Source organism: Pseudomonas sp. MF6396 (assembly GCF_002018915.1).
Lineage (GTDB): Bacteria > Pseudomonadota > Gammaproteobacteria > Pseudomonadales > Pseudomonadaceae > Aquipseudomonas > Aquipseudomonas palmensis.
Map to the genome: position 1 here is coordinate 135,599 of NZ_MVOK01000009.1, position 12,606 is coordinate 148,204.

Sequence of the window (12,606 nt, forward strand, 5' to 3'; positions counted from 1 at the left end):
TTATTACCGCCATTATCAGATTGGCGGGCTAGCGAGCACCTTGCACCTAACCCGCCCTGGAGGCGGGTTTTTCCTTTCTGACTCCTGGGCACTTCAAAAAAAACCAGGAGTCACCGATGACCAGCCTTACCGTCTGCCCCAGCACCTCGACCAGCGCCACCAGCCTGCTGTCGGACTACGTGCGAAGGATTCTTGCCGCACCGGTATATGACCTGGCCATCGAGACGCCCCTGCAGCCCGCCCGGGCACTGTCCGAGACCCTGGGCAACAACGTGCTGCTCAAGCGCGAAGACCTGCAGCCGACCTTTTCCTTCAAGATCCGCGGGGCCTACACCCGTCTCAGTCGCCTGAGCACCGAGCAGCGCGAGCGCGGGGTGATCACCGCGTCCGCCGGCAACCATGCCCAGGGCGTGGCGCTGGCCGCCCGTGAACTGGGCATGCGCGCCACCATCGTGATGCCCACCACCACTCCGGCGCTGAAGATCGAAGGGGTGCGCTCGCGTGGCGGCAATGTGGTGCTGCACGGTGACAGCTTCCCGCGGGCGCTGGCCCATGCGCTGCAACTGGCCCAGAGCGAAGGCGCCACGTTCGTGCCACCGTTCGACGACCCGGACGTGATTGCAGGGCAGGGCACCGTGGCCATGGATATCCTGCGCCAGCAACCGGGCGAGCTGGACGCGATCTTCGTGCCGGTGGGTGGCGGCGGCCTGATCGCCGGCATCGCCGCCTACGTCAAGTACCTGCGCCCGCAGGTAAAGGTGATCGGCGTCGAGCCGCATGACTCTAACTGCCTGCAGGCCGCGCTGGCCGCTGGCCAGAGGGTGGTGCTGCCCCAGGTCGGCACCTTCGCCGACGGCGTGGCGGTTGCGCAGATCGGCGCGCATTGCTTCGAGGTGTGCCGGCATTACGTGGACGAAGTGGTCACGGTCAGCAGCGACGAGCTGTGCGCGGCCATCAAGGACATCTACGACGACACCCGCTCGATCACCGAGCCTTCCGGTGCGCTGGCGGTGGCCGGGATCAAGAAGTACGTGGCCAGCCGCGGTGTGACGGGCCAGACCCTGGTGGCAATCGACTCCGGTGCCAACGTCAACTTCGACCGCCTGCGCCATGTGGCCGAACGCGCCGAACTGGGCGAGCAGCGCGAGGCGGTCATCGCGGTGACCATCCCCGAGCAGCCGGGCAGCTTCCGCGCCTTCTGCCAGGCCCTGGGCCAGCGCCAGATCACCGAGTTCAACTACCGCTACCAGCCCGGCAAGGAGGCCCGCCTGTTCGTCGGCGTGCAGACCCACCCGCACACCGACCCGCGCGCGCAGTTGCTGGCCAGCCTGGCCGGGCAGGGCTACGAGGTGCTGGACCTGACCGAGAACGAGCTGGCCAAGTTGCATATCCGCCACACCGTGGGCGGCCACTCGGCCCCCTCGCTCGACGAGCGGGTGCTGCGCTTCGAGTTCCCGGAGCGTCCTGGCGCCTTGCTGGGCTTTCTTGAGCGCCTGGGCAAGCGCTGGAACATCAGCCTGTTCCACTACCGCAACCACGGGGCTGCCGAGGCGCGGGTGTTCGTGGCGCTGCAGGTGCCGGACGATGAGCTGGCGCAGTTGCCAGGCACCCTCGACGGCATGGGCTATCGCTACTGGGACGAGACCGACAACCCGGCCTATCGGCTGTTTCTTGGCTGACTTTGCGCTGGATCAACATGCCCTGTGGCCCACGGGCGGATCCTTGAGGCAGAGATATAAAGCCTGAGGAATACCGCCATGAGCAGCACGTTTTTCATCCCAGCCGTCAACATCATGGGCATCGACTGCCTGGACGAAGCCATGACCGCCATTGTCGGCTATGGCTTTGCCAAGGCGTTGATCGTCACCGATACCGGGCTGGCCAAGGCCGGCGTGGCACAGCGAATCGCCGAGCAGCTGGCGATGCGTGACATCGACTCGGTGGTGTTCGACGGCGCCAAGCCCAACCCGAGCATCGCCAACGTGGAGCAGGGCCTGGCGATGCTCAAGCGCGAGCACTGCGACTGCGTGATTTCGCTGGGCGGCGGTTCACCCCACGACTGCGCCAAGGGCATTGCCCTGTGTGCCACCAATGGCGGGCACATCGGCGACTACGAAGGGGTCGACCGCTCCGCCAAGCCGCAATTGCCGCTGATCGCGATCAATACCACGGCCGGTACGGCCAGCGAGATGACGCGCTTCTGCATCATCACCGACGAGGCGCGCCACGTGAAAATGGCCATCGTCGACCGCAACGTCACCCCGTTGCTGTCGGTGAACGACCCGGCGCTGATGGTCGGCATGCCCAGGTCGCTGACGGCGGCCACCGGTATGGATGCACTGACCCACGCCATCGAGGCCTATGTATCCACGGCGGCCACGCCGATCACCGACGCCTGCGCACTCAAGGCCATCGAGCTGATCAGCCGCAACCTGCGCCAGGCGGTGATCGACGGGCAGGACCTGACCGCGCGGGAGAACATGGCCTATGCGCAGTTCCTCGCCGGCATGGCGTTCAACAATGCTTCGCTGGGGTTCGTGCATGCGATGGCGCATCAGCTCGGTGGCTTCTACGACCTGCCGCACGGGGTGTGCAACGCGGTGCTGCTGCCCCATGTGCAGCGCTTCAATGCGGCGGTGAGCGCGGCGCGCCTGCGTGATGTGGCACAGGCGATGGGCGTGGCGGTGGAGGGGCTGAACGCGGCGCAGGGTGCCGATGCGGCGATCCAGGCCATCGTGCAACTGAGCGACGATATCGAGATACCGCCGGGGCTGGAGGTGCTGGGTGCGCAGGTGGCGGATGTGCCGACCCTGGCGGCCAACGCGCTCAAGGATGCCTGCGGCCTGACCAACCCGCGGCGGGCCAGCCAGGCCGAGATCGAGGCGATCTTCAAGGCAGCCTTCTAGCGCATCTTCGCTGGCAAGCCAGCTTCCACAGGGTTCTGCGGTACAGCCAGAACCTGTGGGCTGGCTTTGCGGCGATGCCGTCAGACCACCAGCGACAACAGCATGATGAAGATGATGCCCACCACCGACAGGATGGTTTCCATCATGCTCCAGGTCTTGAAGGTTTCGGCCACGGTCATGTTGAAGTACTGCTTGACCAGCCAGAAGCCCGCATCGTTGACATGCGACAGGATCAGCGAGCCGGCCCCCGTGGCCAGCACCAGCAGCTCGCGGTTCACGCCCGGTATCATGGCGATCACCGGGGCCACGATACCCGCACCGGTAATGGTCGCCACCGTCGCCGAGCCCGTGGCGATGCGAATCACCGCCGCCACCAGCCAGGCCAGCATGATCGGCGAGATCTGCGCCTGCACCGCCATCTGACCGATCACGTTGCCCACACCGGTATCCACCAGCATCTGCTTGAAGCCGCCCCCGGCGCCCACGATCAGCACGATTGCCGCCGTAGGCGCCAGGCTCTGGTCGAGCATCTTCATGATCTGCTGGCGGCTGAAGCCCTGGGCCGAGCCGAAGGTGTAGAAGGCCAGCAGCAGGGCTGCCAGCAGCGCCGTGATCGGGTGCCCGATCAGGTCCATCCACTGGCGAAAGATGTGCTCGGCCGGCAGTACCACGTCGGCGAAGGTCTTGAGCAGCATCAGGAACACCGGCAGCAGGATGGTCACCAGCGTGATGGCGAAGCTGGGCAGTTGCGTGCGCTCGGCTTCGCGGGCGATCTGGTCCATCAGCTCCTGGGACGGCGAGCCGGGGATGTACCGCGAAATGAACGTGCCGTACAGCGGCCCGGCGATGATCGCCGTGGGCAGCGCCACGATCAGCCCGTAGAAGATGGTCTTGCCGATGTCGGCGCCGAACACGCCGATGGCCAGCAGCGGGCCCGGGTGCGGCGGCACCAGCCCGTGCACCACCGACAGCCCGGCCAGCAGCGGAATGCCGATCTTGATCAGCGATACCCCGGTGCGCCGGGCCACGATGAACACCAGGGGTATCAGCAGCACGAAGCCGATTTCGAAGAACAGCGGGATGCCCACCAGGAAGGCGGCGAACATCATGGCCCAGTGCACCTTCTGCTTGCCGAAGGCGCGAATCAGGGTTTGCGCGATCTGGTCGGCGCCGCCGGAATCGGCCATCAGCTTGCCGAGCATGGTGCCCAGTGCCAGCACGATCCCGACAAAGCCGAGTACGCCCCCGAAACCGTCCTGGAACGACTTCATCACTTTGGCTACCGGCATGCCGGAGGTCAGGCCCAGAAAGCCCGCGGCCAGGGTCAGCGCCACGAAAGGGTGCACCTTGAAGTGGGTGATCAGCAGTACCAGGCCGATGATGGTCACCAGTGCATCAAGCAAGAGGTAGGTATCAGTTGCCAGACCGAACATGGTTCAGTGCCTCGTATTGTCATTGTTGTGGGCGGAACTTTTACAGCGTGCAGCAGTCGAGACAGCGCTATCTTTGGTGAGCCGGAAAACTGCCGGAAAATCAGGCAGTTCGCGCCAGTGCCGACTCACCGCAGGGCTTTAGCCAGGTGTCTACCTGACGGGCCAGCTGGGCGATGGGTTGGGTGGCGTCCAGGGTCAGGGTCAGGGTTTCGCCGCGCGGCGACTCCAGGGCGGCGAACTGGCTGTCGATCAGGCTTGCCGGCATGAAGTGGCCGGGGCGTGCCAGCACGCGGCGTTCGGCTTCCTGGGGCGTCAGTTCGAGGAACACGAAGCCCAGGTCGGGTACGGCGTGGCGCAGGGCGTCGCGGTAGCGCTTTTTCAGCGCCGAGCAGGTGAGGATCGGCCGTTCGCCGGCCTTGAGGGTGGCCTGCAGCTCTTCGCCCAGGCGGATCAGCCAGCCAGCGCGGTCGTCATCGTCAAGGGGAATGCCGGCGCTCATCTTCTGGATGTTGGCGGCAGGGTGAAAGGCATCGCCTTCGATCAGGCGGCCGCCGCTGCAATCGGCGATGGCAGAACCGACGCAGCTCTTGCCGCAGCCAGCCACGCCCATCACCACAATAGCGGACAGGGGAGAGTTCATCGGTACCTCCTGCGGGGCAAGATAGCGCTATCTTTGACCGAGGCTGACAACGCCTCGGCGGCTTCCCACCCGGTTGTTATTGGTTTTGTAAAAGCAGTCTGGGCGCTCATCGCCGTGCACCTGCAGTTATGCATTGCCTGACGTCTGAGACAGCGCTACCTTAGTGCCCGTTCCCTTCTCTTTGCAAGCCGAAAAATAAAAGCCCCCATGACCCGCATTGGCTCCCGTACTACCGGTCGTCCCACCCTGGCTGAAGTGGCCAGGCTTTCCGGGGTTTCCCCGGTCACCGCCTCGCGCGCCCTGCGCGGCATCAGCACGGTTGCTCCGGAACTGGTGCAGAAGGTCAAGGATGCTGCCGCAGCGCTGGGCTATGTCGCCAACCCGGCAGCCCGCGCGTTGGCGTCGGCACAGAGCCAGTCGGTGGTGGTGCTGATTCCGTCGCTGTCCAACCAGCTGTTCATCGAAACCCTCGAAGCCATCCACGACGTGATGCGCCCGCGCGGCCTTGAAGTGCTGATCGGCAACTTCCACTACGACGTGGCCGAAGAGGAGAACCTGATTCGCAACTACCTGGCCTACCAGCCGTGCGGCATGCTGCTTACCGGTTTTGACCGCACCGAGGCGTCGCAGCAGATGCTGGCCGCCAGTGGTGTGCCCTGCGTGCACATGATGGAGCTGGGTGGGCCGGACACGGCCACTTCGGTCGGGTTTTCCCAGCAGCAGGCCGGGCGCGCGGCTGCCCGGCACCTGATCGAACGCGGGCGGCGGCGCCTGGGCTTCATTGCCGCGCAGCTCGATCCGCGGGTGATGCAACGCGCTGACGGGTTCCGCCAGGCGCTCGACGATGCAGGGCTGTATGACCCGGCACTGGAAATGCTCGCACCGCAGCCGTCATCCATCGGCCTGGGCGGCGAGCTGTTCAGCCAGTTGCTCGAGCGTCACCCGGAGGTGGACGGGCTGTTCTTCTGCAACGACGACCTGGCCCAGGGCGCGATTCTGCAAGCCTTGCGCCAGGGCATCGAGGTGCCGGGGCAGGTGGCGATGGTGGGCTTCAACGACCTGCCGGCATCGGCTCACCTGGTACCGCGCCTGACCTCCATTCGCACCCCGCGCGCTGCCGTGGGGCGGCAGGCTGCGCAGGCGCTGCTGGCGTTGCTCGACGGCAAGGGCGGGCAGCCGCGCACCCAGGACCTGGGCTTCGAACTGATGGTGCGCGAAAGCAGTTGACGTGGGGTGATAAACGGTGATGGCAGTTGGCTTGCAGGGTACAGAAGTGCATCTATGCTGAGCAAAAACCGCCAATGGAGTGGTAACCAATGTTTAACGCCCATCGCAAGTCTGACCTGGCTGAAATCGAGCGTTGCACCCAAGCGTTACACCACTCCAATGCCAAGCTTGCGGCCATAGGTCGCTCGATGGCCATGATCGAGTTCAGCCCCGACGGGGTGATTCTCGAAGCCAACGAGCGTTTCTGCTCCACCCTGGGCTATGCCGCCGAGGAGATCATCGGCAAGCACCACCGCATTTTCTGCGAGCCCGACTACGTCAAGAGCGATGCGTACCGCACCCTGTGGCGCGACCTGGCGCGGGGCGAGGCCCACAGCGGTACCTTTCTGCGGCGCGACAAGGCCGGGCACGATGTATGGCTGGAGGCCAGCTACATGCCGGTGTTCGGCGCCAACCAGCAGGTCACCAGCGTGATCAAGGTCGCCTCCGACATCACCCGGCGGGTGGTCGAGGAGCATGAGAGCGACAGCCTGATCAATGCCATCAGCCGTTCCATGGCGATGGTCGAGTTCACCCCCGAAGGCAATGTGATCCGTGCCAACGAGAACTTCCTCAAGACCATGCATTACCGGGCCGAGGAGGTCATTGGCCAGCACCACAGCCTGTTCTGCCACCGCAGCGAAAGCGAGTCGAGCGCCTACAAGGCATTCTGGGCCTCGCTCAATCGCGGCGAGTACCATTCCCATCGTTTCGAGCGCAAGAACAAACTCGGGCAGATGGTGTACCTGGAAGCTTCCTACAACCCGATCTTCGATACCCGTGGCCGCCTGTACAAGGTGGTCAAGTTCGCCAGCGACATCACCCACCAGGTGTGTACCCAGCAGACGGCGGCCGAAGCGGCCCACGCCACCTCGGTGCAGAACGATGCCTGCGCGCGCAAGGGCTCGGAGGTGGTGCAGCATACGGTGCAGGTGATCGAGGAGATCTCCCGCGAGCTCAATGCCGCAGCCCGCAGCATCGATGCGGTGAGCAAGCAGTCGGAACTGATCGGGCAGATCGTGCAGACCATCCGCAGCATTGCCGACCAGACCAACCTGCTGGCCCTGAACGCCGCCATCGAGGCGGCGCGGGCAGGTGAGCACGGCCGCGGCTTTGCCGTGGTGGCCGACGAGGTGCGCAGCCTGGCGGCACGCACCAGCAAGGCGACCCTGGAGATCGTCGATGTGGTGCGCCAGAACCACGACCTTTCACTCAATGCGGTGGCCAGCATGCAGTCGAGCCTCAGCCGCACCGGGCTGGGGGTGGAACTGGCCAATGAGGCGGGGGAAGTGATCCTGGAAATCCAGCAGGGTTCGCAGCACGTGGTGGACGCCATCAGCCAGATCAACTCGACCCTGCAGCTGCACTGAGCCTCATCTCAACCGGCGGCGATGGATCGCTGCAGGTGTTCATGCAGATCCTTCAGGCTCTGTTCCAGCGCCGCCAGCAACGCCTCGATGGCCTTGTCCGGGGCCTTGCCGGTACAGGCCTGCTCCAGCGCATCGCAGTGCCCCACCAGGCCATGGGCCTTGAGCATCTTGGCGCCGCCCTTGATGCGGTGCGACAGGCTGCGCAGTTGCTGTCGACTCGCGCCTGAGCCCAGGGCACGCAACGCCTCGAGGTCTTCGGCGCTGCTGCGCTCCAGCTCCGTCAGCAGACGCTTGATCAGCCGTGGGTCACCCAGGGTCAGGTGCTTGAGGTTGTCGATGTTGAAACCGCTGTTGTCCTCGGCGCGGGGCTCGGGTGGCGTCTGCGGCTCGGGGGTATCCACCCCCGACAGGTGACGGCTCAAGGCGCCCAGGCCGATCGGCTTGAACAGGCAGTCATCCATGCCCGACGCCAGGCAGCGCTCGCGTTCGTCGGCCTGGGCGTTGGCGGTCAGGCCCAGTATCAGGCAGGGCGGGCGATTCGCCTGGGCTTCCTGGGCACGAATCTCGCGCGCCAGCTGGTGGCCGTCCATGCCGGGCATGTTGCAGTCGGTGATCACGGCGTCGAAGCGCCCGGCCTGCCAGGCCTGCAGGCCGCCCGCGCCGTCGCTGGCCTGGGTTACCCGATGGCCCAGCACGCTCAGCTGCTTTTCCAGCAGCATGAGGTTGGCGGGGTAGTCGTCGACCACCAGGATGTTCAGCCGCTGGCTGGCCTGGGCCGTTGGCTCCTGGGCCGGTTCCTCGGGTTGACTGGCAGTGCTGGCCAGCATCAGCGGCAGGCTGACCGTGACCTGGGTGCCATGGCCCGGGGTGCTGTGCAGCTCCAGGCTGCCCTGCATCAGTTCGCACAGGGTCCGGCTGATCACCAGGCCCAGGCCGGTGCCCTGGCGAGCCGGCTGGCTGCCGGCCTGGATGAAGGGGTGGAACAGGCGCTGCTGGTCCGGCTGGCTGATGCCGATGCCGCTGTCCTCGACGACCAGGTGCATGTGCACCTGCTTGCCGCACGGCGTGGGCTGGCACTGCAGGCGCACGCTGACGCCGCCGCGCTCGGTGAACTTGATGGCATTGCCCACCAGGTTGGACAGGATCTGGCGAAAACGCAGCGGGTCGATCTCCACCAGGGCGGCGGGGGGCTGCAGGTCCTGGGTCAGGCTGATGTCCTTGAGACGGGCGCTGCTTTCGAACACCTGCACGGTGCTGCGTACCAGCGCACCCAGGTCGGTGGGTTGTGGCGCCAGGCTCATGTGTCCGGATTCGATGCGGGCGATGTCCAGCACGTCGCCGATCAGCTCCAGCAGGCTGCTGGCCGAATCGAATGCCACCTGCAGGGAGTGCTCGTCGGTGCGGCCCTGTGCGGCATCCTTCAGGGCAAGCTCGAGCAGGCCGATCACCGCGTTCATGGGGGTGCGGATCTCGTGGCTCATGGTGGTCAGGAAGGTGCTCTTGGCGTGGTTGGCGCTGTCGGCCTGTTCCTTGGCCACATGCAGCTCTTCGAGCAGGTGTTCGCTGATGCGCAGCTGCAGTTGCAGGGCCTGCTCGGCCTCGGCGCGTTGCTGCATCAGCTTGCGCAGGTAACGGTTCCACAACGCTATGGCAAGCACCAGCGCCACCGCGATGCCCAGAATCTGCAGCACCAGCGAGCGGTAGTTGCGCCAGGGCGTGTCGCTTATCAGGGCATTGATGCGCCAGCGATTGACCAGCTGGGTCATCTGCTCGGGCGGGATGCTGAGCAGGGATTTTTCCAATATCGCATGCAGTGGCGAAGAACGTTCGGTGGCGAAGGCGGCGAGGGCAGGGGTGTCGTCCAGCAGGGTGGCGATGCGCAGGCGGTCCTTGAACATGCGGCTGATGAAGTAGGCGGCGTTGATCTGCGAACTGAGCGCCGCGTCCGCGCGGCCCTGGGCCACGTACTCCATCAGTGCCAGCGGGTCGTCGACTTCGATCAGGCTGATGGCGGGATAGCGCTGGCGCAGTTCGGCGCTTACCGGTGTACCGCGAATGATCGCCAGGCGCTTGCCGTCGAGCTGGTCGGGGTGGCGGATCGATGTATCGCGCACGCTGGTCACCAGCACCCGCGGGTTGGCCAGGTAGGGGCGGGTGAAGGCCAGGGTTCTGGCGCGCTGCTCACCATAGTTGAGCGCGCCGACGACCTCGGCTTCGCCCTGTTCGACCATGCTGATCATGGTGGGCACCGAGTCGGTCTCGATGATCTGGAACTTCAGGCCGCTGCGCAGGCTGATCTGCGCCAGCACGTCGGCGGTGATGCCGCGAAAGTGCTGGTTTTCGTCGAAGAAGCTCAGGGGCGCGAAGTACTTGTTGATGACCACGCGCACGCTGGGATGCTGCGCGATCCAGTGTCGCTCTTCGTCGGTCAGCGCGATGTCCGCCCGGTTGAGCAGGATGCTGCTCACGCCGCTGGTCCAGCGGCGCATCACGTTCAACCGGTCGCTGTCGGTGATGCTGCCCAATGCCTTGTTCACCAGGTCCAGCAACGCGGTGTTCTCGCGCACCAGGGCAAAGCCGAAGGAAGAGCGCTGGGGTTTGACGTAGTGGGAGATCTGCAGGCTTTCGCGGTAGTTCTTGCCGATCAGGTAGTCGGAACTGATCGCGTCGCCGATGAATGCATCGGCCTGGCCCAGGGCCACCGCCGACAGGGCCGACATGGTCGAGGCGTACAGTTGCAGGTTCGCCCGGGGGTAGAGCTGGCGTACCAGCGACGGTGGCAGGTAGTGTTCGACCATCGACAGCGTCAGCCCGTCGAGCGGGTCGTCAGGGTCATGGGTCACGCCGACGGGGGTCGCGATGATCGGCTGGTCGTCGGCGTAGGGCTGGCTCATCACCAGTGCGCTGTCGGCGGCTTCGTAGCCGTTGGCGCTGCCCAGCAGATCGATCTGGCCACTGTGCAGGGCGGCGATGGCCTGGATACGGTTCGGGAACTGCAGCACCTGCACCGGGATCTTCAACTGCTCGCCGATCAGGCCGGCGAAGTCGGCGCTGACCCCTTCATAGTCGTGCTGGCTCACATTGATGTCGAAGGGCGGGTAGTCCGGCGCCGAGGTGCCCAGGCGCAGCACCTGCTTGTGCTTGAGCCACCGACGTTCGGCGAGGGTCAGCGGGGGTGGCGCACTGCTGCTGACCGAGCGCCCGAGCAGTTGGCGGGCAACCCCCGGCTCCTGTGCCATGGCGCTTATCGCCAGCCACTGCACCAGGCAGGCGAGCAGCAGGGCAGGCAGGCAACGCTTGGTCATGGGCGGCTCAGGTCAGTGCGTTGCGGTTGGCCACATCGATCAACTCAACCAGCGATACCACCCCGAGCTTTTCCATGATGCGGGTCTTGTAGGTGCTGATGGTCTTGGCGCTGAGGATCATCGTTGTAGCGATTTCGCCGTTGCTGGCGCCCTTGGCCAACTGGCGCAGCACCTCGAACTCACGGTTGGACAGCTTGTCCAGGCGCTGGAGTTCCGAGCTTGACCGGTCATTGAAGCGTGACGCATCGGGCAGGTAGGAGTAGCCGTTGAGCACGGCCTTGAGGGCGGCGCTCAGGATATCGAGGTCTTCGTCCTTGCGCACGAATGCCGAGGCACCGGACTCGATGCAACGGCGGGCGAACAGCCGGGGTGGGCGGCCGGTCAATACCAGGATACGTGGCGGGTTGGTCAACTGGCTGAGCCGCTCCAGCACGCTCAGGCCATCCAGGCGTGGCAGCCCCAGATCGAGGATCACCACGTCAGGCTGCAGCTTGCGCGCCAGTTCGACAGCACTGGCGCCGTCTCGGGCTTCACCGACGATGTTGTAGCCATCGCGCTCCAGCAGGGTGCGGATGGCGAAGAGGATGGTGGTGTGGTCATCAACGATCAAGACTTTGGGCATCGCGCAACTCCTTGTCAGAGAGGTGATCCAGGCCCCGAACCGTTCGGGGCGACGCCTGCCCAGGCTCTGGCAAGGCGGCCAAGATACGTGGAAACGCTCAGCAGGAGTACGTCCAGTATAGAAGTGAGGAAGAAATCAGTTCGATTAGAGGATTTTTCTTACAAGGCGCTCGAAAGTTCTGTAGCCGATTTCCTATCGCCTGGGCCGGTTATCGCTAGCAGAGGCTGTTGAATTGGCAGGCGCGCCCATGGGAACGCGCCGGGCATGGGGCCGGGAGGGCCGCCGTCAATGGCCGTCAAGGTCGGTACAGGTGCGCATGCCCGGCGCGGTAGAGCGCCGACTCGCTGAAGGTATCGCTGCCCAATACCCGGCCCACCAGGATCAGTGCGGTGCGTCGAAAGCCCTTGGCCTGCACCCGTTGCACGATGTCGTCCAGGCTGCCCAGCACCCAGTCCTGATCTGGCCAGGTGGCGCGGTGCACCACGGCGATCGGGCAGTCGCTGCCGTAATGCGGGCGCAGTTCCTCGACGATTCTGGCCAGGTGCTTGACCCCCAGGTGAATGGCCAGGGTTGCCTGGTGGCTGGCCAGGCTCCCCAGCGATTCGCCCGGCGGCATCGGCGAGGTATCGCCGTAGCGCGTCAGGATCACGCTCTGGGCGATGTCCGGCAGGGTCAGCTCGCATTCGAGCAGGGCGGCACTGGCAGCCACGGCGGTCACGCCGGGGATGATCTGGAACGGGATACCCAGTTCACGCAGGTGGCGGATCTGTTCGCCGATCGCACCGTACAGCCCCGGGTCGCCGCTGTGTACGCGGGCCACATCCTGGCCGTTGGCGTGGGCCGTGCGCATCAGCTCGATGATCTGCCCCAGGTGCAGTTCGGCGCTGTTGATCACGGTTTCGGCGCGGTGGCCTTCGAGCACGGCGGCGGGCACCAGCGAGCCGGCATAGATGATCACCGGGCAGCTGTGGATCAGGCGCTGGCCCTTGACGGTGATCAGCTCGGGGTCGCCCGGGCCGGCACCGATGAAATAGACGGTCATGATGAATCCTTGGAAAGATTGC

Annotated in this window: 8 protein-coding genes and 2 pseudogenes; 5 read left to right on the forward strand and 5 right to left on the reverse strand. The window is 65.2% G+C overall.

Annotated features, from left to right (window positions below):
* The first annotated feature begins 116 nt into the window (after window positions 1-116).
* Window positions 117-1,679: a threonine ammonia-lyase, biosynthetic gene (ilvA, locus tag MF6396_RS11670; RefSeq protein ID WP_078480374.1), complete on the forward strand. Its 1,563-nt coding sequence runs from the start codon at window positions 117-119 to the stop codon at window positions 1,677-1,679.
* 78 nt (window positions 1,680-1,757) lie between these two features.
* Window positions 1,758-2,906 (forward strand): L-threonine dehydrogenase, encoded by a 1,149-nt coding sequence (gene yiaY / locus MF6396_RS11675; protein ID WP_078480375.1) that lies wholly within the window; start codon window positions 1,758-1,760, stop codon window positions 2,904-2,906.
* An 80-nt stretch (window positions 2,907-2,986) separates the two neighbouring features.
* Here the strand turns inward: yiaY and MF6396_RS11680 are convergent, their stop codons facing one another.
* Together MF6396_RS11680 and MF6396_RS11685 are read right to left on the reverse strand one after the other, a co-directional pair.
* A complete protein-coding gene (locus MF6396_RS11680; protein WP_078480376.1) occupies window positions 2,987-4,339 on the reverse strand; it encodes a GntP family permease in 1,353 nt (450 codons plus the stop codon).
* A gap of 100 nt (window positions 4,340-4,439) precedes the next feature.
* A complete protein-coding gene (locus MF6396_RS11685) occupies window positions 4,440-4,979 on the reverse strand; it encodes a gluconokinase (RefSeq protein ID WP_043861445.1) in 540 nt (179 codons plus the stop codon).
* Between the two features lie 207 nt (window positions 4,980-5,186).
* On the opposite strand from MF6396_RS11685, the gene MF6396_RS11690 reads away from it, so the two are divergent.
* The 3 genes and pseudogenes from MF6396_RS11690 to MF6396_RS29465 form a co-directional block, all read left to right on the forward strand.
* Window positions 5,187-6,206 (forward strand): LacI family DNA-binding transcriptional regulator, encoded by a 1,020-nt coding sequence (locus MF6396_RS11690; RefSeq protein WP_078480378.1) that lies wholly within the window; start codon window positions 5,187-5,189, stop codon window positions 6,204-6,206.
* A gap of 89 nt (window positions 6,207-6,295) precedes the next feature.
* Window positions 6,296-7,078 (forward strand): annotated as a pseudogene (locus tag MF6396_RS29460) (PAS domain-containing protein); the annotation flags it as partial.
* A 120-nt stretch (window positions 7,079-7,198) separates the two neighbouring features.
* A pseudogene (locus MF6396_RS29465) lies at window positions 7,199-7,615 on the forward strand (methyl-accepting chemotaxis protein); the annotation flags it as partial.
* Between the two features lie 8 nt (window positions 7,616-7,623).
* Here MF6396_RS29465 and MF6396_RS11700 read toward each other — a convergent pair.
* From MF6396_RS11700 to cobM, 3 genes are all read right to left on the reverse strand, one after another.
* Entirely contained in the window at window positions 7,624-10,920 is a 3,297-nt protein-coding gene (locus MF6396_RS11700) for an ATP-binding protein (RefSeq protein WP_078480379.1), read from the reverse strand.
* Window positions 10,921-10,927: 7 nt separating this feature from the next.
* Window positions 10,928-11,542, reverse strand: a complete 615-nt coding sequence (locus MF6396_RS11705) for a response regulator transcription factor (protein ID WP_078480380.1) — start codon at window positions 11,540-11,542, stop codon at window positions 10,928-10,930.
* A 295-nt stretch (window positions 11,543-11,837) separates the two neighbouring features.
* Window positions 11,838-12,584 carry a precorrin-4 C(11)-methyltransferase gene (gene cobM / locus MF6396_RS11710; RefSeq protein ID WP_043861450.1) on the reverse strand — a complete coding sequence of 249 codons (747 nt, stop codon included), beginning with the start codon at window positions 12,582-12,584 and terminating at the stop codon, window positions 11,838-11,840.
* Window positions 12,585-12,606: the final 22 nt, after the last annotated feature.

Coding starts and splice junctions, on each gene's coding strand:
- ilvA (WP_078480374.1), top strand. CDS start 117: ATGACCAGCCTTACCGTCTGCCCCAGCACCTCGACCAGCGCCACCAGC.
- yiaY (WP_078480375.1), top strand. CDS start 1,758: ATGAGCAGCACGTTTTTCATCCCAGCCGTCAACATCATGGGCATCGAC.
- MF6396_RS11680 (WP_078480376.1), bottom strand. CDS start 4,339: ATGTTCGGTCTGGCAACTGATACCTACCTCTTGCTTGATGCACTGGTG.
- MF6396_RS11685 (WP_043861445.1), bottom strand. CDS start 4,979: ATGAACTCTCCCCTGTCCGCTATTGTGGTGATGGGCGTGGCTGGCTGC.
- MF6396_RS11690 (WP_078480378.1), top strand. CDS start 5,187: ATGACCCGCATTGGCTCCCGTACTACCGGTCGTCCCACCCTGGCTGAA.
- MF6396_RS11700 (WP_078480379.1), bottom strand. CDS start 10,920: ATGACCAAGCGTTGCCTGCCTGCCCTGCTGCTCGCCTGCCTGGTGCAG.
- MF6396_RS11705 (WP_078480380.1), bottom strand. CDS start 11,542: ATGCCCAAAGTCTTGATCGTTGATGACCACACCACCATCCTCTTCGCC.
- cobM (WP_043861450.1), bottom strand. CDS start 12,584: ATGACCGTCTATTTCATCGGTGCCGGCCCGGGCGACCCCGAGCTGATC.